19 protein-coding genes and 4 pseudogenes are annotated in these 20,274 nt (G+C 37.2%); 20 read left to right on the top strand and 3 right to left on the bottom strand.

Annotated features, from left to right (window positions below):
• Window positions 1-222: pseudogene (locus B4D49_RS05410) on the bottom strand (hypothetical protein); the annotation flags it as partial.
• Between the two features lies 1 nt (window position 223).
• Window positions 224-2,965, bottom strand: a complete 2,742-nt coding sequence (locus B4D49_RS05405; protein WP_286783465.1) for a GbpC/Spa domain-containing protein — start codon at window positions 2,963-2,965, stop codon at window positions 224-226.
• 139 nt (window positions 2,966-3,104) lie between these two features.
• Between B4D49_RS05405 and B4D49_RS05400 the strand changes: the two genes are divergently transcribed.
• The 20 genes and pseudogenes from B4D49_RS05400 to queF all read left to right on the top strand — a co-directional run bounded on the left by B4D49_RS05400 (window position 3,105) and on the right by queF (window position 19,648).
• Complete coding sequence (locus B4D49_RS05400) at window positions 3,105-3,233, top strand: hypothetical protein (protein ID WP_277997075.1); 129 nt, start codon at window positions 3,105-3,107, stop codon at window positions 3,231-3,233.
• 184 nt (window positions 3,234-3,417) lie between these two features.
• Complete coding sequence (locus tag B4D49_RS05395; RefSeq protein WP_132869780.1) at window positions 3,418-3,720, top strand: DUF5592 family protein; 303 nt, start codon at window positions 3,418-3,420, stop codon at window positions 3,718-3,720.
• A gap of 2 nt (window positions 3,721-3,722) precedes the next feature.
• Complete coding sequence (locus B4D49_RS05390) at window positions 3,723-4,370, top strand: hypothetical protein (RefSeq protein WP_132869779.1); 648 nt, start codon at window positions 3,723-3,725, stop codon at window positions 4,368-4,370.
• Window positions 4,371-4,383: 13 nt separating this feature from the next.
• Window positions 4,384-4,869: pseudogene (locus B4D49_RS05385) on the top strand (virulence factor); the annotation flags it as partial.
• Window positions 4,849-5,182: pseudogene (locus B4D49_RS05380) on the top strand (ParA family protein); the annotation flags it as partial. The pseudogenes B4D49_RS05385 and B4D49_RS05380, both read left to right, overlap by 21 nt.
• A complete protein-coding gene (locus tag B4D49_RS05375) occupies window positions 5,182-5,454 on the top strand; it encodes a hypothetical protein (protein WP_132869778.1) in 273 nt (90 codons plus the stop codon). The pseudogene B4D49_RS05380 and the gene B4D49_RS05375, both read left to right, overlap by 1 nt.
• Before the next feature lie 47 nt (window positions 5,455-5,501).
• The gene (locus tag B4D49_RS05370) at window positions 5,502-5,726 is read left to right on the top strand and encodes a hypothetical protein (RefSeq protein WP_132869777.1); all 225 of its coding nucleotides are present in this window, start codon (window positions 5,502-5,504) and stop codon (window positions 5,724-5,726) included.
• 409 nt (window positions 5,727-6,135) lie between these two features.
• Complete coding sequence (locus B4D49_RS05365) at window positions 6,136-6,555, top strand: hypothetical protein (protein ID WP_286783464.1); 420 nt, start codon at window positions 6,136-6,138, stop codon at window positions 6,553-6,555.
• A gap of 471 nt (window positions 6,556-7,026) precedes the next feature.
• Window positions 7,027-8,405, top strand: a pseudogene (locus B4D49_RS05360) (ISLre2 family transposase).
• Complete coding sequence (locus B4D49_RS05355; RefSeq protein ID WP_132869026.1) at window positions 8,389-8,769, top strand: DUF1149 family protein; 381 nt, start codon at window positions 8,389-8,391, stop codon at window positions 8,767-8,769. Before B4D49_RS05360 ends, B4D49_RS05355 begins: the two are co-directional and overlap by 17 nt.
• A complete protein-coding gene (locus tag B4D49_RS05350) occupies window positions 8,769-9,617 on the top strand; it encodes a DegV family protein (RefSeq protein ID WP_132869027.1) in 849 nt (282 codons plus the stop codon). Before B4D49_RS05355 ends, B4D49_RS05350 begins: the two co-directional genes overlap by 1 nt.
• A gap of 25 nt (window positions 9,618-9,642) precedes the next feature.
• Complete coding sequence (dapB, locus tag B4D49_RS05345; RefSeq protein ID WP_286783463.1) at window positions 9,643-10,410, top strand: 4-hydroxy-tetrahydrodipicolinate reductase; 768 nt, start codon at window positions 9,643-9,645, stop codon at window positions 10,408-10,410.
• A complete protein-coding gene (locus B4D49_RS05340; RefSeq protein ID WP_132869029.1) occupies window positions 10,407-11,612 on the top strand; it encodes a CCA tRNA nucleotidyltransferase in 1,206 nt (401 codons plus the stop codon). Before dapB ends, B4D49_RS05340 begins: the two co-directional genes overlap by 4 nt.
• On the top strand, window positions 11,609-13,477 hold the full coding sequence (locus B4D49_RS05335; RefSeq protein ID WP_132869030.1) for an ABC-F family ATP-binding cassette domain-containing protein: 1,869 nt from the start codon (window positions 11,609-11,611) through the stop codon (window positions 13,475-13,477). Before B4D49_RS05340 ends, B4D49_RS05335 begins: the two co-directional genes overlap by 4 nt.
• A gap of 47 nt (window positions 13,478-13,524) precedes the next feature.
• The gene (locus B4D49_RS05330; protein ID WP_286783462.1) at window positions 13,525-15,264 is read left to right on the top strand and encodes an ABC transporter ATP-binding protein; all 1,740 of its coding nucleotides are present in this window, start codon (window positions 13,525-13,527) and stop codon (window positions 15,262-15,264) included.
• Between the two features lie 2 nt (window positions 15,265-15,266).
• Complete coding sequence (locus tag B4D49_RS05325; protein WP_286783461.1) at window positions 15,267-17,036, top strand: ABC transporter ATP-binding protein; 1,770 nt, start codon at window positions 15,267-15,269, stop codon at window positions 17,034-17,036.
• Between the two features lie 166 nt (window positions 17,037-17,202).
• Window positions 17,203-17,853 (top strand): 7-cyano-7-deazaguanine synthase QueC, encoded by a 651-nt coding sequence (queC, locus tag B4D49_RS05320; protein WP_286783460.1) that lies wholly within the window; start codon window positions 17,203-17,205, stop codon window positions 17,851-17,853.
• Window positions 17,853-18,290 carry a 6-carboxytetrahydropterin synthase QueD gene (gene queD, locus B4D49_RS05315; protein ID WP_132869034.1) on the top strand — a complete coding sequence of 146 codons (438 nt, stop codon included), beginning with the start codon at window positions 17,853-17,855 and terminating at the stop codon, window positions 18,288-18,290. The genes queC and queD overlap by 1 nt, the downstream gene beginning before the upstream one ends.
• The gene (gene queE / locus B4D49_RS05310) at window positions 18,291-19,004 is read left to right on the top strand and encodes a 7-carboxy-7-deazaguanine synthase QueE (RefSeq protein WP_286783459.1); all 714 of its coding nucleotides are present in this window, start codon (window positions 18,291-18,293) and stop codon (window positions 19,002-19,004) included.
• 152 nt (window positions 19,005-19,156) lie between these two features.
• Entirely contained in the window at window positions 19,157-19,648 is a 492-nt protein-coding gene (gene queF / locus B4D49_RS05305; RefSeq protein WP_074481646.1) for a preQ(1) synthase, read from the top strand.
• A 39-nt stretch (window positions 19,649-19,687) separates the two neighbouring features.
• Here the strand turns inward: queF and B4D49_RS05300 are convergent, their stop codons facing one another.
• Entirely contained in the window at window positions 19,688-20,185 is a 498-nt protein-coding gene (locus B4D49_RS05300; protein ID WP_199543625.1) for an HdeD family acid-resistance protein, read from the bottom strand.
• Between the last annotated feature and the right edge of the window lie 89 nt (window positions 20,186-20,274).

The raw sequence follows: 20,274 nt of genomic DNA, 5'->3' as shown, positions 1-20,274 counted from the left end.
TCTTAATCCTTCAATAGTTGATTCTCCCATTGAATCTAAATGATCCAGAATAAAGACCATCTCGGGATTAGTCCCTTCTGCATGAGGAATATGTCTAGCATAATAGATGAAGTAAGTGGATAAATTATGGTGGATATAAATAGCTCCAATTCCTAAAAGGATGATAGCAGTAGCTAATATGGTAATCCCAACTTTTATCATGGTTTTTGTTCTCTTTATCATGTTATCTCCTACGTTTTTTACTTGATTTTTTCTTTGGGGTAACCGCTTTTTTGACAGTTCTGACCACCTTTTTTATAACAGGTGCTGCTCGCTTAATGACCTTTTTCACTGGCTGAACAACACGTCTCACCACCCTTTTGACTGGTTGCACAACCTTCTTCACAACTTTTTTAACAGGTTGGCTTATTTTTTTGACCACTTTCTTGACAGGCTGAGGAGTTACTTTCTTCACCATCGCAACAGCCTTTTTAGCAGTAGTCGTTACCTTTTTGACCACTTTTTTCACTGCTTTAGGAACTGTTTTGGTCACAAAAGTCTTGGTTGCCTTAACGACTTTAGCAGTTGTTTTCTTAACAGTCTGTACGACAGGTTTAATAACTTTGTTATTGATTTTTTGAACGGTCTTGGCAATTGGTTTAACCACCTTTTTCTCAACTGTTTTAGCAACGGCAGCGCTCGCTGTTTTGAGTGGATGTTTACGGAACTTATCAAGATTACCATCATAAAGTACAGTATCCACTTGATGAATATGGTTATCAATATTTTTATGTTTCTTTTTCCATACAGAATAACCCAACAATCCAAAACCTCCGATTGTTAGAAAACTAGCGACAATTTCCATAAAGGATGCTAATTGGGCTTCACCTTTATCTTTACCTTGATTCATGCCATAAACTTCTAAAAAGAGGTCTTTCCGTTTTTTATCTAGATTTTCTTGACTATAGTAAGTAAGGATACGCTCATCTAGCGGTAAGTTTTTATACTTCGGGTGTCTGGCGAGGATAATCGCATCCATATCGGTATAGATATCAGACTCTGGCATGGTCGTAAATATATCTCCAAGTAACGAATTCTGCTCAAGAATAATGTTTCGCTGATAATGACTATTGATGGAGCTACTTAATGGCTGACTGTTTTTGAAAAACGCTAAGAGAGCAGAGCGAGAAGCTATATGCTTTATTAAGTTATCAGCGACTTTTTGATTCTCCAAAGAAGCAAGTGTTGTCATGATATGGGCAAAGTCAATTTTACCATTAGCATGATTCTTTTTTACTGTAGTTTTTATATTTTCTGGGACACTAAATATTGCCCCCTTAAAAGTACTGTAAAGGTTCTGAAGAGAATCATCGCTATATGAAGGAGATGCCAAGGTTAAGGCAATATCCCTATTAATTTTATTGTAATCATTGCCATATTTTTTCTTAGCTTTTTGTCCAATGTCCTGGATAAAACTTATTAAATCTGTCTGTTGTGGACCATTTTTAGCGGTATCTATAATCCCCGTATTTTCTCCAAACCAGTCTTTCTTCTGAGAAGTTTGGGATTTCTTTTGAGTTTTGGCCACTGGTCTATCTGTAGTCGTTGACGGTTGTGCTGGCGTAACCGTTGTAGTTGGCAGTGTTACCGTATAGGTTGGGGTGGCTGTTCTGGTAATGACCTGTCCACGTCCAAAGTTTGGTCTTGCATAGGTGTAAACGATTGGGATGACATTGTTACTTTGTGTCTGGTAAGTTGGTGTCACAGTAGTTTTCTGAGAGACCGTTTGAGGCGTCGACTTAGGCACATTCGTTTGTTTTTGAGTCTCAGCTGGCTTAGGAACAACTTTGTTACGGTGATACAAAATAATCGGTGTGAGAATGGCATGCGGCTGTTCCACCTTTTTAGGAGCTACTGGTTTTGCCATAAAGGCTGGAGCTGTCGGTGGCGTTGGAGGATTTAAAATCCCACCTTTGACCTTAACATCTGAGTTGAAAGCAAACCAATCCGCAAAGCCGTGAGAATTCCCAAACTGAAAACGAATCCGTTCGGTTGATTTCCCAACAATAGCACCAATATAGGCATCAGGACTCGTATCACTATCCCAACTGTCTGATAGGGATTCTTGACTAACATCGCTGTAGTTAAGAGCATAGTTATCTTGAACAGTAATCGTTGATCCATTGATAGGAATGAAGCGCCCGCTATAATTCCCAACGAATTCACCTTCACCATTTCGTGAGTTGATACTAGCAAAACTGGTTAAGGCGTAATTCGCTTCTGTTGGGATAATTTCTTTTCCATTAGCATCAAAGAACTGTACTGTCATCTCCATTTCAAAGGAACTTTGAGTGACACCATCCTTGTTATAGATATGTGTGTAAGACGTAACAGTAGGGTCAGCAATGGCCTGAAAAATCACCTTACCAGAATAATGGGTTGTATCAATGAGGCGATAAGTATAACGAACTTGCTTTAATTGATAGCCCGAGAAGCTAGAGTGCTCGAGACCAGAATAATCTACCACAACGGTATCGCCAATATCCATTAGGGCTGTATTCCATCTTCCTACGGTAGTAACCGTTTGTCCTGGGGGATAAGCAGTGACAGTTCCAGGATCCATCCAGCTGTGGCTATCCTTAACGACGATTTCTAGAATGTCATCAGGGATAATGTTACCTGTAAAGGTTTGAGTAGCATTTGGCTCGGAACGAAAAATGAGGTTTTGAGCCAAAACTTCAGGAAGGTACCCCGTTTTATTAGTATTTCCTAAAGCGGTATTATAGTCTTCATCATAGCGAGCCTTAGCTAGATTATACGTTTTTTGATCAACGTTATATTGTTGGACCTTCTTTTCATACTCCTGATACTTAACTAGTTCATTTTGATAAACCTGCTCTTGCTTTTGGTAGTTTTGATAATCTTGCTCAGCCTTTTGATAAGTGGCTTTAGCCTCTTGATAATCCTTTGTGACCTCTTTAACCATTTCTGTTTGCTCAGCATAGTTAGCCTGAGCTTCTTGTGTATTCTCAAAGGTCTCCGTTTCGGTTTCAACAGCAGTTATTCCCTCAGTTGTTGCTTCAGAGATAGCTTGGTTTAGTTGAGTATCATCAGTGTAGTTTGTTGTGACTTCAGTTGACGTTGATGATTATGAAGCTACAACAGCCTCTGTAGAAGCTGTTGCTGCGACACCCTTTACTTGTGGTGTCAGTAACACTAAACTGCTGAATAAGGCAATTCCTAAAGCTTGGTAATGTTTACTTTTCATAAGTCTCCCTTCTAAATTTTTTGTATTATACCATGAATTAAAGAAATCTTAAAGTAATCTTAACTCAAAAATTATATAACTTTTTGAATAAGGAATTGAGTTGTCCCTATAGAGCACGATTTTTGATTATTCCTTACGATAAACTTATCAACTAGTAAAGGAGACATTCTATGACCGAAAAATATGGCGTGCCTCGTGATATTCGGGCACGAATTAAAATTATTGGCTTATTCATTGTTGATTTTATCTTTATTGGAGGTTCAGCGGTTGCTGCTATAACCTTTGGGATGCGACTATTTCCTACGAATCAGTGGCCTCAAATGATTGCCTTTATTTTACTGACGCCACTCATGTGTTTATATCTGGTCTTACCAACCAACGGTGGCAAGAAAAATTGGCACAGCATGGTGCTCTTCTTTAGACGCCGTCGGAAACGCTATACCAGTATTAACTATCAGAGGGGAGGGAAATAACCGTGGCGATTAGACAAGTAACTTCTTCAGAAGACGTTAAGCGCCCTTTAGGACGATTTCAACCAAGCAAACACCAAACACAAGATTATTATGACCTGCATTCTGCTGTTGAATTACTTGATGTTAAAAATATCATCAATAATCATAAGGCTTACATCGAATTGGTTGATTACGGCTACCTGCAGTTGATGGAGATTTCTGGTAAAGACCTGGGGTCTCTCTCCTATAACGAGGTTAACCGTACGTTAGATAACTTCGAGAAATGGATTACCGATTTTAATACCAACGTTCAAATTGAGGTGACGACCTTACCAACAGATACAACCACTCAGATTGCGGACTTACGGCATCATTTGAGCTTGGTGCATCAAGAAAAAGCAAAACTTTCTCCAACGTCTCGCCGTTATGGTCAACTGGAGGACCGAGAACAATTGCTTCATAACAATATGCAGGTCGAAGAGTCTATTCAACAAGAAATTTACAATACCGAGTTTATCTTATGGCTGTTTGCCCCAAGCACATTTGAAATGGATGAGCTGGTTCGCAAAGCTAAAATTTATGGGAATAATGACTTTGTTCCACAGGACATTAGTGTTGCTAAAAAAGAACAAATCATCAAACAGTACAACAACATGAATGAAAAGGTATAGAGAGGAGAACTTGATGTCAACATTATCCCAAAAATGCCAACGTCAACTAAAAGCAGCGGGATACGATTTAGCTTTTTTAAGTCGTGTTCAACCCCAAGGCAATATTGATTTCAGACATGATCGCTATTGGGGCAGTGGAGACGGTTATCATACGGCTCTCTTGTTTTATGAGTACCCGTCAGAAGAATTGGACCGTTTTGTGCTGTCAGAATTGTTACTCATTCCAGGGACCCGAGCCTTTTTAGCTTGGTATCGGGAGAGTAATAAAGAACTAAAACAAGAGATTAAGGAGTCTATTGAGGAAAAATCCACTCGTATCACAGGAAATAGTAAGGTAACAGATAACCAACAAGAGCTGGATGAAATCAAAGACCTTCAGGAATTGGACCGTGATATTCGCAAGAAGAACATTGCCATGTTAGGCATGTATGTTCGGGTCTATGTCTCTGCCTCAACAAAAGAGGAACTCTTTCGTAAGGTAGATGACATTAAAAGTGAAGCGATTGATGTTATTACTCGAAAAACTATGTGACAGCAACACCTTACATCATTGGCAATAACATCAAATTGTTTGGCAACCATGTCTCTGATACCGCTAACAATTCTTAGCTGTTATGGAAGAAGATCCTGCTTATCTTGGAACGATCTTCTATAAAGAACTATTGGCTAAGAGTCTTGTTTATGACCAAAGTGTTTTTGAACAGTAGCAGCAGATGACTCCAAAAGCACAAGAAAAACACCAGAATTTTTACGACAACATCACATATGTCTATCAGCATATCTTAGATGTTTTAGAAGGAGATAATCATTAATGACTGAAAATCGTTTTGCTCAGCTGAGGGATGCTTTTGAGGAAGGGCCTAAAAAGGAGCGATCTGTCGCTAGATCCCGCAAAGGGGCGGCTCAATCAGCGCCAAAAGGTTATGCTAAAAAAGGACGTTACCCCTTTGCCTTGCATGAGGACGTCCGTTATGAGAAATTGGAAGATTTAGTTGCGTATCATGGCGCTAAATCGGCTTCTGATTACCTGGAAAGCTTGATTATTAAAGAGTGGGAGAAGATGCAACGTAAATTAAAAAAATAACTTCTTGATTAAGGAGAAAGGATAAAAGCTATGATTACTTTTGTTTCATTAAAAAACTCGTTCAAACCTTTTGGTGGCTCATTGTAGCGATAGCCTTTTATGTCTTCTATAAGACAATTGGATTAAGCATGGCTTTCCTTCTGGTTATTGGTTTATTAGCTCTTTATTTTGCCCCATTCTTGTTTCTTCCAATTGTGTTAATTGCCATTGGTGTTCATTTAACAGGTGATTTTTCCTTTATTGCGGATAGCTTGTGGGGGGATTTATTCTGATTCCTATTGGAGCGGTAATCGGTGACAAAATTGTAACTAGTTTTAGAAGAAAATCGAATAAAAGGTGATCTAACAGAGCGTCACCAAAATGAGATGATAAAGTCTTTACTGGCTTCTTGATGAAAGCCACAAAAGCAAGCGAGCACAAAAGTAAGGCTTAATTGTAGAATCAAGAGTTAGCAAAACTAAAAGAAGACTAGCACTAAAATTGACCTTTTTAGGCTAGTCTTTTGTTATATGTTATAATTGAGTAAATTAAAATAATAAGTTGAGGTTGAATATGTTCGTTTTACTATTGCTAGTCATCAGCTTAGTCTTTTGTATCGTTTACTTCAGAAAAAAATCTATCTGGCTACTATGCTTTAATTTGATTTCTATTTCACTAACGTTTTCCTATAAGCTGACTAAAATGGGACTAGCTAGCCAGAATCTAGCTTTACGAATTGATTATGACCATTATCTCTTTTCTCTATCGCTAATTGCATTTCTCTTGGGAATTGTTGTTAATATCCTCTATATCTATGAAGACACTTGGTTAGAAAAGTTAGTTCTAGGATTTGGCTTAGTTGTTATTTCAAGTTCTATCTTTGTAGCCTTCTCATTTTACTATGCTTTTGGAGCTATTAGTGAATATGAAACTGTTAAAGAAAATGGTAAGACTTATGTTTTAGCGGGAGAAAGTTTGGGTCTTCATCATTACTTTCGTCATAAGTATGAAGTGGTATCTAAATATCTCCGCTATGCTAAACCGATTGATTATGATATTGATCATCTTAGTGAACGAGTTTACGATGGTAAATCTTATGAGGAGTACTTTGATATTAAATAAGGATTATTTGATACGGTAGTACAATCATCATTTTATGACTATAATCCTAAAGAAAACTCTTTAGGATTAAGCCCCTCAGTGTGAAGTCATAGTGTATTTGTCATTTTGAATTAATTCTTAGAAATTTTGGCATAGCAATATTCCCAAAAGTTTTTCGTTTTTTAGAAAAATGTTTGAGGAAAACTATTTAGAGTAGACTTTTTTTCTTTAATTTGAAGGTACGCAGAGATGCGTGCCTTTTTAGATAAAAATAAAAAGTGGCTACAAATCTGCAGTTGCTTTATGGAAGATTTTCTTTAGTAAACAAAGAAAAAGAGTTAGTTTTAGGGGAACTATAGTATAACATGTCATGTTTTTTAGCAAAGAATTTTCTTTTTATTTTTTTTAAATCCTACCAGAAAAGCAGATTGATTAAAAAATGGGGAACGGCTTTATACAATAACATCAGATTATTGAAAAGAAAGTGATGATGTGATAAGTTTTGATGAACGAAAAATAAAGGAAGAACTATTTATTCAAAACAGCAAGGAATTTCATCGTTTTGTTGAGCACTATGACAGTCAGATGGTTCCTGTCATGAAAGCTAATGACTATACATGTATTCATTCAATGGAACGCACAGTTGCCTTTACTTTTGGAGAGTTTACCTTCAGACGTCGGCGCTGGAAAAAGGGAAATAAATGGGTGGTTCCCGTTGATGATAAACTGGGCTTAGCAAAGAACGTTAGGTTTTCTTTAGCCTTGATGTACCAAATAGCTAGATTAGCGACAATGATGCCATACAATAAAGTACTACAAGTGATTGAGATGACTTATCATATTACCATTACAAAACCAACAGTTGTTAAGGCGGTGAAGTTATGTGAGACACTTTTAGAAGAGCGAAAAGCCTATCGCTTTTTCGAGGAGGAGTTACAACCTGAGAAGAAGAAAGCTAATATCATCTATATTGAGGGAGATGGTGTCATGGTAAAGGCTCGTAAACAAGGTGATGATAATCGACGTTTTGATTTGTCACATTTTATTGTACATACAGGTAGCCAGAAAGTGAGCCAACAGCGATCAAAGCTTATTGATAAGAAAGAATTTATTAGCATGAATAATCGTCTTGCTAGAAGTCAAGTCATTGATTATTTATATAATACCTTTGAGATAACTGAAGAAACGATTTTGATTACTAATTCAGATGGCGGACACGGCTATACACCGTATGTGTTTAAAGAAATAGCGAAAGCTTTAAATATCAAGCGACACGAACATTTTTGGGATTCTTATCATGTTGACCAATTGATTAAAAGTTATTTTAAGCCTTATTCGGGACAGCTTATTGAAGAAGCTTTACAAGCATTTATCAGCACAGCAAAAGTCAACTGCAGTCGGTTTTTGATACAATAGAGAGTATTTTAACAACAACTGAAGAAGAGGTTATCTTTGAGAATACAAAGCAACGGATTTTACAAAATTTTAGATATACAAAACCTGCTAGTTTACGAGGGCTTCAAAAAGTAAGCCTTGCTGTGATGGAAACGCAACACCGTAAAGTCACTTATCGGATGAAGCGACGTGGGATGTACTGGAGTGATTGGGGTGCTGAAACAATGAGCCAAATGATTCTGTTAATGTATGAAGGACAGTTGCAAGAGGTTTTCTTTGGAGATTGGAGACAAGAATATAAGAAAATTACCGATTTGGACCATCTAACCGCCGCAACCATAAGACAGCAGATGAATTATACTGAAGAAAAAGACTACCACATACAAGTTCAAAGAAAAGCGTGCAAAATAGTGCTGAATTATGCTATAATGAAAAGTGATATACAAAGAGGAGATAAGTATGGAATTAGTACGTGAAAAAGAATTTGTCAACCAATACCATTATGATGCAAGAAATCTCGAATGGGAAAAAGAAAATGGTACACCGAAGACTAATTTTGAAGTCACATTTCAATTAGTGAAAAAAGACACAGACAGCAACCAAACAACAATTGTTTCTGTTTTACAATTTATGGTCGTAAAACAAGAGTTTGTTATCAGCGGAGTTGTCTCACAAATGGTTCACATTCAAAATCGTATTGTTAATGAACCTAGTGAATTCACTAAGGACGAAGTTGAATATTTGGCAGCACCGTTATTGGATATCGTGCAACGCCTAACATACGAAGTAACCGAAATTGCCCTCGATCGTCCAGGGGTTAAATTGGAGTTTAGAAATTAATGAAATTAGCAGTTATAACAGATACAACCGCAGTTTTGTCAGATGACCTTAAGGCAAAAGAGAATCTTTTTGTCTTAGATATCCCAATCATGATTGGTGGGATTTCTTACGTTGAAGGGAAAGATTTAAGCTTAGATGATTTCTATAGAAAAATGGCTATGTCACCAACCCTTCCTAAAACAAGCCAACCAAGTCTAGCTAAATTAGATGAAATTTTGACTAAACTTTCAACTGAAGGCTATACTCACGTTGTTGGATTGTTCTTGTCATCAGGCATCTCAGGATTTTGGCAGAATATCCAATTCTTGATTGACGATTATCCTGAATTAACGATTGCATTTCCAGATAGTAAAATCACATCAGCACCATTAGGTAGCATGGTTAAAAACACACTTAATTGGGCTGAAAATGGTATTTCATTTGATGAGATTTTAGCTAAATTGCAACAACAAATTGATGGAACAAGTGCTTTTATCATGGTGGATGACTTGAACCACTTGGTAAAAGGTGGTCGTTTGTCAAACGGTTCTGCTTTGATTGGTAATTTGCTTAGCATTAAACCAATTCTTTACTTTAATGATCAAGGTGTTATTGAAGTTTATGAAAAAGTACGAACTGAGAAAAAAGCCATTAAACGTCTTGTCGATGTGTTATCAGATGTGACAAAAGATGGGGAGTACGAAGTCTTCATCATTCACTCTCGTGCTGAAGAAAAAGCACAACACTTCTATCAAGCTTTGGCTGAAAGCGGTGAAACGAAGAATCTTGAAATTGTAACATTTGATGGCGTAATTGCTACTCATTTGGGGGAAGGCGCAGTTGCATTTGGTTTCACACCAATTGTCTAAGTCTTAGAGAGGAAAAGGAAAAGACATGAGTATTAAAGTTATCGTAGCAGGTTTTAAAGGAAGAATGGGTTCAGCAGCAGTAAACATGGTTAAGGGAGATGATGAATTAACCTTAGCAGCTTTGCTTGATCCATTTGCCACAGAAAAAGAAGTTGATGGCGTTCCAGTCTTTACTGATAAATCACAATTAGTTGGGTTTGATGCTGACGTATGGGTTGACTTTACAATGCCAGCTGTTGCTTATGAAAACACTCGTTTTGCTTTGGAAAATGGTTTTGCTCCAGTTATTGGAACAACAGGATTTACTGAAGATGAAATTGCTGAACTTATCACTCTTTCTGAAAGCAAAAAAATTGGTGGCCTCATTGCCCCTAACTTTGCTATCGGAGCTATTTTGCTCATGGAATTTGCCGCTAAAGCTGCCAAATACTTTCCGGACCTTGAAATTATTGAACTACATCATGATAAGAAGAAAGATGCTCCTTCAGGAACAGCTGTGAAAACAGCTGAATTGATTCGCGAAGTGCGTCAAGCTAAAAAACAAGGGGCACCTGATGAAGTTGAAACACTTAAGGGGGCGCGTGGTGCTGATTTTGATGGCATGCGCATCCACAGTGTTCGTTTACCTGGCTTGGTTGCTCACCAAGAAGTCATTTTTGGAGCACAAGGTGAAGGTTTGACACTTCGTCATGATTCATATGATCGTATTTCATTTATGAGTGGCGTTAATATTGGAATTAAAGCAGTTGTGAAACAAGATAAACTTGTTTATGGTTTGGAAAAATTACTATGAAATTAAACAATCTGCCTTCTGAATTTCAGAAGGCTTTACCAATTTTAAAAAAAATTCGTGAAGCAGGCTATGAAGCTTACTTTGTTGGTGGGAGTGTTCGTGATGTTTTGTTGAACCGTCCCATTCACGATGTTGATATTGCAACAAGTTCTTATCCAGAAGAGACAAAGAGCATTTTTCATCGTACTGTTGATATAGGTATTGAGCATGGAACGGTGCTTGTCTTAGAAGAAGGCGGAGAGTATGAAATTACGACTTTCCGTACAGAAGATGTTTACGTGGATTATCGCAGACCAAGTAGTGTATCATTTGTTCGCTCACTTGAAGAAGATTTGAAGCGTCGTGACTTCACGGTAAATGCTTTTGCACTTGATGAAACAGGTTTAATTATTGATAAATTTAATGGCTTATCTGACTTGAAAGCCAAGTTGTTGCGTGCCGTTGGTAATCCAGCAGAGCGTTTTAATGAAGATGCTCTTCGCATTATGCGAGGTTTCCGTTTTTCAGCTAGTCTTGATTTTGATATTGAACCTGAAACTTTTGCTGCCATGGCAGCACATGCCCCCTTACTTGAAAAGATTTCGGTAGAGCGCTCTTTTATTGAATTTGATAAATTATTGATGGCTCCTTTCTGGCGTAAGGGAATTAAAGCTATGATTGCAAGCGAAGCCCAAAAATATCTTCCGCATCTTGAGAACGCTCATGACAACTTGCAACAATTTTTAGATGATTTAGCTTGTGATTATCATTTTAAAAGCTCTGAGCAAGCTTGGGCAGCTTTGTTATTAGCATTAGATGTTAAAGATGTTCGTGCCTTTTTGAGAGCTTGGAAGACATCAAGTCAATTCCAAAAAGATGTTGAAAAAATTGTCTCAATTTATCGTTTCCGTTTAACAAATGAGCTTGATAAGATGGAAATGTATTGCTATGGTCGTAATCTGATTGAGCAAGCTGAAGATCTTCGTTCTGGTTTTGGTTTGGCAGTTGATTTTGATATCATTGACCGTTTGGATAAAGAATTGACGATTCATGATAAACATGAAATCGTGGTTAATGGTGGTATTTTAATTAAAGAATTACAATACAAGCCAGGCCCTGAACTTGGTCAAATTTTAAAAGAAATCGAAAAACAAGTTGTACTTGGTAAGCTTGCCAATGATAAAGAAGCTATTTTTGAATTTATTAGAAAGGAAAGTAAATGAGTGATTTTATCGTAGAACACTTAACGAAATCTGTTGGTGACAAGACAGTATTTCGTGATATTTCCTTTATTATTCATGATTTTGACCGCATTGGGATTATCGGGGTTAACGGAACTGGTAAGACAACCCTTTTAGATGTTATTTCGGGACGTCTTGGTTTTGATGGTGATGTGTCGCCATTTTCAGCTAAGAATGGATATAAAATTGCCTACTTAACGCAAGAACCAGAATTTGATGATGACAAGACGATTTTAGATACTGTTTTGTCTTCTGATTTGCGTGAGATGACTTTAATCAAAACTTATGAAACATTGATGGCTAATTATGATGAGGCTAATCAAGATAAGCTTGAAAAAGTCATGGCCGAAATGGATTCACTTGATGCTTGGGCAATTGAGAGTGAAGTCAAGACTGTTTTAACGAAGTTGGGCTTGGAAGACTTGTCACAAAAAGTTGGCGATTTGTCAGGTGGACTTCGTCGTCGTGTTCAGTTAGCCCAAGTCTTGTTGAATGATGCTGACTTGTTATTACTTGACGAACCAACCAACCATTTGGATATTGATACCATTGCTTGGTTGACGAATTTCTTGAAAACATCTAAGAAAACCGTTCTTTTTATCACCCACGACCGATATTTCTTGGATAATGTGGCAACACGTATCTTTGAGTTGGCTAATAGTCAATTGACAGAATACCAAGGAAATTATCAGGATTATGTGCGTTTGCGTGCAGAGCAAGATGAGCGTGATGCGGCTACGCTTCATAAAAAGAAACAACTTTATAAGCAAGAGTTGGCTTGGATGCGTACGCAACCACAAGCGCGTGCGACAAAACAACAAGCGCGTATCAATCGTTTCAATGATTTGAAAGCTGATTTGTCAGGAGCAACACAATCATCTGAGCTTGAAATCAATTTTGAAACAAGCCGTATTGGTAAAAAAGTTATCAATTTTGAAGATGTTTCTTTTGCTTATACTGATAAACAAATTTTGACTGACTTTAACCTTTTGGTGCAAAATAAAGACCGCATTGGTATCGTTGGTGACAATGGTGTCGGAAAATCAACGCTTCTTAATTTGATTAATGGTGATTTGCAACCAACAAGCGGAAAACTTGAAATTGGTGAGACTGTTCGTATTGGTTACTTTTCACAGTTGCCAAAAGACATGGACGAAGACAAACGTGTCATCAATTATTTGCAAGAAGTAGCAGATGAAGTGAAGACAAGTGTCGGAACAACAAGTGTGACGGATTTGTTAGAACAATTCCTTTTCCCACGTTCGACTCATGGAACATTGATTTCAAAACTATCAGGTGGTGAGAAAAAACGTCTTTACCTTTTGAAGATTTTGATTGAAAAACCAAATGTTCTTCTTCTAGACGAACCAACAAACGATCTTGATATTGCAACTTTGACAGTGCTTGAAAGTTTCTTACAAACATTTTCTGGTCCTGTAATTACCGTTAGTCACGACCGTTATTTCCTTGATAAAGTAGCCAATAAAATTTTGGCATTTGAAAATGGTCATGTGAGAGAATTCTTCGGTAACTATACAGATTATCTTGATGAAAAAGCATTTGAAGAAAATGCTGCTGTGCAAGTCAAGAAAGAAGCGCAACAAAAGACTGAAAAAGAAAAAACTAAGCAAAAACGCATGTCTTACTTTGAAAAACAAGAATGGGAAGTCATCGAAGATGAGATTGCCAAACTTGAAGAAGACATCGAATCTATTGAAGCTCAAATGCAAGAAAATGCCAGTGATTATGGCAAACTAGCTGAACTTCAACGTTCATTGGATGAGACAAATGAAACTCTCCTTGAAAAATACGAAAGATATGAATACCTAAGTGACTTAGCTGAATAAGCAAGGTCACTTCTTTCATATAAAAAAACATATAGAAAGGGAAGACTATGAAACTAATTTGGACTTATTTGAAAAGATATCCCAAATGGCTAGTACTCGATGTTATTGGGGCATTGACTTTCGTTGTGGTAAACCTGGGTCTGCCGACGGCTCTTGCTCGAATGATTGACCAGGGGGTTACAGTAGGAAATAAGGAAAAAGTATATTTCTGGGCAATTGCAATGCTTGTTGTCATTGTTTTAGGGACAATCGGTCGTGTTGTCCTTGCCTATGCAGCTGGGAAAATTACGACGAACATGATTAAGGACATGCGTAACGATATGTATGATAAGTTACAGCAATATTCACATCAAGAATATGAACAAATTGGTGTGTCTTCCTTAGTCACTCGTATGACAAGTGATGCCTTTATTTTGATGCAATTTGCTGAGCAAACACTGCGAATGGGTGTCATTACGCCTTTGATGATGATATCTAGTGTGGTTATGATTTTGGTGACAAGCCCATCCCTTGCTTGGATTGTAGCTATTGCTATTCCATTTTTGGTCTTGGTTGTCTATTATGTGGCGACACGAACTCGTCCATTATCTGAAAATCAACAAGCTACTCTTGATAAAATCAACCAGTACGTTCGTGAGAATCTGACTGGCTTACGTGTTATTCGTGCCTTTGCTAGAGAAGATTTCCAAGAAGAACGTTTTGGTCGTAAAAATGATGAGTACAAGGATTTGTCAAGTCGCTTGTTTATCTTAACTGGTTTGACAGAGCCTTTATTCGTTCTAATCATTATTTCAATGATTGTAGCTATTGTTTGGTTTGCTTTGAATCCACTTTCTCATGGGGATTTGCAAATTGGTAATTTGGTAGCTTTTATTGAATATAGCTTCCACGCACTCTTTTCATTCTTATTGTTTGCTAATTTCTTTACCATGTATCCACGTATGGTGGTTTCAAGTGAACGTATTTCAGAAGTGATGGCTATGCCAATTTCAATTGATCCAAATGAGGATGGTGTGACTGAAACAGCTACAAAAGGCTATTTGGAATTTAATAATGTTACTTTTGCTTATCCTGGTGAAACTGAAAGTCCTGTTTTAAAAGATATTTCCTTTAAGGCTAAACCTGGTGAAACCATTGCCTTCATCGGTTCAACTGGGTCTGGTAAGTCATCACTCGTAAACTTAATTCCACGTTTTTATGATGTAACACTGGGTAAAATTTTGGTTGATGGTGTTGATGTTCGAGATTATCAACTAAAAGCTCTTCGTCAAAAAATTGGTTTCATTCCGCAAAAAGCTTTGCTATTTACTGGAACAATCGAAGAAAATTTGAAATACGGTAAGACAGATGCAACTAAGGAAGAGTTGCAAGAAGCAGCAGATATTGCTCAGGCTAAGGAATTTATCGAAAGTCGTGATGACCGCTATCAAACACATTTGGCTGAAGGCGGAAGTAATTTGTCTGGTGGGCAAAAGCAACGTTTGTCAATTGCGCGTGCAGTGGTTAAGAAACCTGATATCTACATTTTTGATGATTCTTTCTCAGCGCTTGATTATAAGACAGATGCTCAATTACGTGCACGCTTGAAAGCCGTGACACAAGAAGCAACGGTTTTGATTGTGGCTCAACGTGTTGGGACGATTATGGATGCTGATCAGATTATTGTGCTTGATAAAGGTGAAATCGTTGGACGCGGAACGCATGAGGAATTGATGCAATCAAATGACATTTATCGTGAAATTGCCAATTCACAACTAAACAAAGCCCAAGAGATGAAAGGAGAATAAGAATGTCAAAACGAAATGTTTTTCTACGTTTATGGGATTATCTCCGACAATATAAAGGAGCGCTTTTCTTAGCGATTTTCCTAAAAATTTTTAGTAGTGTTATGAGTGTCCTTGAACCATTCGTATTAGGACTTGCTATCACAGAATTGACGTCAAATCTTTTAGATATGGCTCGTGGTGTAGCTGGTGCTCATATTAATGTTTCATACATTGCTATTATTTTGGTGCTTTATTTTGTGCGTGGAATGGGCTATGAGTTGAGTAGTTATGGTTCAAACTTCTTCATCACAAAAGCGGTACAAAAGACTATTCATGATTTGCGTCGTGATTTGAGTGAAAAGATTAATAAGATTCCAGTTTCTTATTTTGATAGTCAACAATTTGGTAATGTTTTGGGACGTTTTACGTCAGATGTGGAAACAGTATCAAATGCTCTTCAACAAAGTTTCCTTCGAATCATTGAAGCATTCACAACGATTACTTTAGTTATCTGCATGGTGCTTTATCTTAATTGGCGCTTGGCTTTGGTAGTGATTGCGATTATTCCATTGACCTATTTTAGTGCCAAATTTATTCTTGGTAAATCACAGCCATATTTCAAAAAACAAGCAGATGCGCTTGGTGATATGAATGGTTTTGTTCAAGAAAATTTAACAGGATTTAACGTTATTAAGCTTTATGGACGTGAAGAAATTTCAAGTGAAGAATTTCGTGACATCACTCAGAATTTACAAGAAGTAGGGTTTAAAGCGAGCTTTATTTCTGGGATTATGATGCCAGTTCTTAGCGCTATCTCAGATATGGCATACTTGATTATTGCTGTTTTGGGGGCGTTGCAAGTTCTAGCAGGTCAATTGACTGTTGGTAATATGCAAGCTTTTGTACAATACGTATGGCAAGTCAGCCAGCCAGTTCAAACCATCACTCAATTGGCTAGTGTTCTCCAAAGTGCTAAATCATCACTAGATCGTATTTTTGAAGTGCTTGATGAACCAGATGAAGTTTCTGAAGTGACAGAACACTTAGACCATGATTTAACGGGACAAGTTAGCTTTGAAAATGTATCTTTCCAATATTCAGCTGATAAACCATTAATTCGCAACTTTAATTTGGAGGTTAAGCCGGGTGAAATGGTTGCAATCGTTGGACCAACTGGTGCTGGTAAGACAACATTGATTAACCTTTTGATGCGATTCTATGATGTGACTGATGGTTCGATTAAGATTGATGGACATGATATCCGTAACTTGTCCCGTCAAGAATACCGTAAACAATTTGGAATGGTTTTACAAGATGCTTGGCTTTATGAAGCAAGTATCAAAGAAAATCTTCGTTTTGGTAATCTAAAAGCTAGTGATGATGAGATTGTAGCAGCAGCCAAATCTGCTAACGTTGATCATTTTATTCGTACGCTTCCAGGTGGTTACAATATGGAAATGAACCAAGAATCAAGTAACGTTTCACTTGGTCAAAAACAATTGTTAACCATTGCGCGTGCCTTGCTTGCAGACCCTAAAATCTTGATCCTTGATGAAGCAACTTCATCTGTAGATACGCGTCTTGAGTTATTGATTCAAAAAGCTATGGAAAAATTGATGGAAGGTCGCACAAGTTTTGTTATTGCTCACCGTCTATCAACTATTCAAGATGCTGATAAGATTCTTGTCCTTAATAACGGTCAAATTGTTGAACAAGGTAACCATGAAAGTCTTTTAGAGGCTAAAGGTTTCTATTACGACCTATACAACAGTCAATTTGCTAAAAATAATTAGGCATTGAATATCTTTCATAAAGATGATATGATTATTAAGTAATAATAACGATGTTTGGGAAAAGCCATCGCTAAAAAAAACCAGCCTAATGACTGAAATTAGCGCCCCTGTGGATTCCCATAGGGGCTTTTTCTTTGCCCAGATATCTTAGAAAAGAGATATTGAAATGAAACGTCAATCAGCACTTGTCGTCTTTAGTGGGGGACAAGATTCGACAACCTGCCTATTTTGGGCTTTAAAACACTATGACCATGTTGAAACTGTTACTTTTAATTATGGTCAACGTCATAGTTTAGAAATTGAAGTGGCAAAAAAGATTGCTAAAGAACAAGGAGTCAAAAATCACTTGTTAGACATGTCTTTGCTTGGACAGTTAACAGAAAATGCTCTAACTCGTGACATTGAGATTGAAAAACCTGATGATGATTTGCCAAATACTTTTGTTGATGGGCGCAATCATTTGTTCTTATCATTTGCTGCGGTGCTAGCAAAACGTCTTGGTATTACAGATATTATTACTGGGGTGTGTGAAACAGACTTCTCAGGTTATCCTGATTGTCGTGACGCTTTTGTCAAATCATTAAATGTCACTTTAAATCTTGCTATGAATTACAATTTTGTGATTCATACACCATTGATGTGGCTTGATAAGTCTGAAACTTGGGAGTTGGCCGATCAACTTGGAAAATTTGATTATGTTCGTGAAAATACTTTGACTTGCTATAATGGCATTAAAGGCAGCGGTTGTGGAGAGTGTCCTGCTTGTAAACTTCGTCAAGCTGGTCTGGAAAAATATTTAGCTAGAAGAGGGAAATAATGTTTTCGGTACCAAAAGAACTAAAAAAACCAACAGGTGAGTCTTTGGTTTATTGTCATCGTCGTGTCATGGTTTCAAAGGAATTTACTTTTGATGCTGCTCATCATTTGTTTAATTATGATGGTAAATGTAAGGCACTTCATGGTCACACCTATCGTTTGCAGATTGCTGTTTCTGGCATGCTTGATGATCGCGCAATGGCAGTTGATTTTGGAGATATTAAAGAGATTTATAAAAATCATTTAGAACCACATTTGGATCATCGTTACCTTAATGAAAGTTTACCTTATATGAATACAACAGCTGAAAATATGGTTTATTGGATTTTTAAGCAAGTGGCACAGCATTTACCAAAAGAACGTGAGATAAGAATTGAATATGTGCGCTTGTATGAAACACCAACGTCATTTGCGGAGTTCAGAAGGGAGTGGGAGTAAATGACTAAAAGGCAATTGAAGTTGCCAATTCTTGAAATTTTCGGACCAACTTTTCAAGGAGAAGGACGTGCCATTGGTCAAAAGACTATGTTCGTTAGAACTGGTGGTTGCGATTATCATTGTGCTTGGTGTGATTCGGCCTTTACTTGGGATGGTTCAGAAAAAGCTAAGCCCATGACAGCTGATGAAGTGATTGAGCAGCTTGATCGATTGGGAGATTATGATTATGTAACTTTGTCCGGAGGTAATCCTTGTCTTTTAGGTGCAAATATGGCTGATTTGGTTGCTAAGTTAAAGGCGCGTGGTGTCACTTTAGCCATTGAAACGCAAGGTTCACGTTGGCAAATATGGTTAAAAGATATTGATCAGGTGACGCTTAGTCCTAAACCACCATCAAGTCAGATGACTGTCAATTTTGAGACTTTAGATTTTATCGTGTCACAATTGGATAAAAATCAAGTTACTTTTAAAATTCCAGTTTTTGACGCTGCTGATTTGGCTTTTGCTAAGATGATTCAAAAACGCTATCAGCCAGACGTTTTGTATTTGTCAGCTGGAAATCCTGAACCACATGTTAGTGGAAATATTGCAGAGCATCAGCTTGATCGCTTGCGCCAACTTTGGGAGACAGTTGCAGCAGATCCTGAATGGAAGAGTGTTCGCGTATTACCACAACTACACACGCTTTTATATGATAATAAACGTGGCGTTTAATAGGAGATTTAATAAATAGAAGCGCTGCTTGATTGTATGCGCTAGTTTTGGGAGAAATGCTATAACCGATTAAAGTGACAAATCATGGGTGTTTTGTCACAATTACACATATAATTTGATAAGCAAAAATGGAATTAAAAAAGGAGATTTAAATGACACGAACAGATGAAATGAAAGATTTAACCCTTTTGGGGAATCAAAATACGAAATATAAATATGACTATGACCCAAGCATTCTGGAATCATTTGATAATCGTCATGTCGATAATGACTACTTTATCAAATTCAATTGTCCAGAATTCACATCACTTTGTCCGATTACTGGGCAACCTGATTTTGCGACAATCTATCTTTCTTACATTCCAGATAAACTTTGCGTTGAATCAAAATCGCTAAAACTGTATCTTTTTAGTTATCGAAACCATGGCGATTTCCATGAGAATTGTATCAATACGATTGGTAAGGATTTGATTGCGCTTTTGCAACCACGTTATCTAGAAGTTTGGGGTAAGTTTACGCCACGTGGTGGTTTGTCGATTGACCCTTATTTCAATTATGGAAAACCAGGAACAAAATATGAGAAAATGGCTGATTACCGTCTGATGAATCATGATTTGTATCCTGAAACCATTGATAATCGTTAAAAATAAAAAGCCTTTGGATATTTCCGAAGGCTTTATTGATTATATTTTAAATGAAAAAGTAATTCCAGAAACACCTATTGCCATGAGAAGAAGACCAGCAAGTCTACCAATAAAAATGGCTGATAGGGTTGGATTGAATAGAAGGAACAAACCTAGAAGGATGGCAATAACAGCCGATGATAGGAAACGGTTGGCATCATAAAAACCAGCTTTTCGCATTTGGAATCCACCAATCAAGCGTAAGAAACCACTGATTAAAATCCAATAAGCTGCAATGGTCATAACGGCGTTTGATAGCGACATGGCTGAGCTAGATAACAAGATAATCCCAAAGACAATGGATAAGATACCTTGTAGTAAGTACCAAAGAGAACGGTTGACGCTACTTGAATACATGAAAAGACTTGTGAAACCAGATAGAAAAATAATAATAGCGATAATCCAACCAATCATAGCGGTTGTTGTGAATGGATGAATAAAGAGGAAAAGTCCAATAAGCAGGGCAATAATCCCTGACCAAAGTGATAAACGTTTCATAATGATACCTCCTATATTGTCACCCTTATCATATCATATTTTATAGAAAAAAGATTGTTAAAACATGCATTAAATAAGGTCTTGAAACG

The organism is Streptococcus sp. UBA4344 (genome assembly GCF_002393675.1).
Classification (GTDB): domain Bacteria; phylum Bacillota; class Bacilli; order Lactobacillales; family Streptococcaceae; genus Streptococcus; species Streptococcus vicugnae.
Note: the sequence above shows the minus strand (reverse complement) of the source record. Positions and strands in the feature narration are given on the sequence as shown.

Excerpts from the sequence above, each read along its gene's own strand:
- B4D49_RS05325 (WP_286783461.1), top strand. The coding sequence starts at position 15,267 with ATGTCAAAACGAAATGTTTTTCTACGTTTATGGGATTATCTCCGACAA.
- queD (WP_132869034.1), top strand. The coding sequence starts at position 17,853 with ATGTTTTCGGTACCAAAAGAACTAAAAAAACCAACAGGTGAGTCTTTG.
- B4D49_RS05375 (WP_132869778.1), top strand. The coding sequence starts at position 5,182 with ATGACTGAAAATCGTTTTGCTCAGCTGAGGGATGCTTTTGAGGAAGGG.
- B4D49_RS05395 (WP_132869780.1), top strand. The coding sequence starts at position 3,418 with ATGACCGAAAAATATGGCGTGCCTCGTGATATTCGGGCACGAATTAAA.
- B4D49_RS05405 (WP_286783465.1), bottom strand. The coding sequence starts at position 2,965 with ATGGTTAAAGAGGTCACAAAGGATTATCAAGAGGCTAAAGCCACTTAT.
- B4D49_RS05350 (WP_132869027.1), top strand. The coding sequence starts at position 8,769 with ATGAAATTAGCAGTTATAACAGATACAACCGCAGTTTTGTCAGATGAC.
- B4D49_RS05335 (WP_132869030.1), top strand. The coding sequence starts at position 11,609 with ATGAGTGATTTTATCGTAGAACACTTAACGAAATCTGTTGGTGACAAG.
- B4D49_RS05330 (WP_286783462.1), top strand. The coding sequence starts at position 13,525 with ATGAAACTAATTTGGACTTATTTGAAAAGATATCCCAAATGGCTAGTA.
- B4D49_RS05365 (WP_286783464.1), top strand. The coding sequence starts at position 6,136 with ATGGGACTAGCTAGCCAGAATCTAGCTTTACGAATTGATTATGACCAT.
- queC (WP_286783460.1), top strand. The coding sequence starts at position 17,203 with ATGAAACGTCAATCAGCACTTGTCGTCTTTAGTGGGGGACAAGATTCG.
- B4D49_RS05355 (WP_132869026.1), top strand. The coding sequence starts at position 8,389 with ATGGAATTAGTACGTGAAAAAGAATTTGTCAACCAATACCATTATGAT.
- dapB (WP_286783463.1), top strand. The coding sequence starts at position 9,643 with ATGAGTATTAAAGTTATCGTAGCAGGTTTTAAAGGAAGAATGGGTTCA.
- queF (WP_074481646.1), top strand. The coding sequence starts at position 19,157 with ATGACACGAACAGATGAAATGAAAGATTTAACCCTTTTGGGGAATCAA.
- B4D49_RS05300 (WP_199543625.1), bottom strand. The coding sequence starts at position 20,185 with ATGAAACGTTTATCACTTTGGTCAGGGATTATTGCCCTGCTTATTGGA.
- B4D49_RS05340 (WP_132869029.1), top strand. The coding sequence starts at position 10,407 with ATGAAATTAAACAATCTGCCTTCTGAATTTCAGAAGGCTTTACCAATT.
- queE (WP_286783459.1), top strand. The coding sequence starts at position 18,291 with ATGACTAAAAGGCAATTGAAGTTGCCAATTCTTGAAATTTTCGGACCA.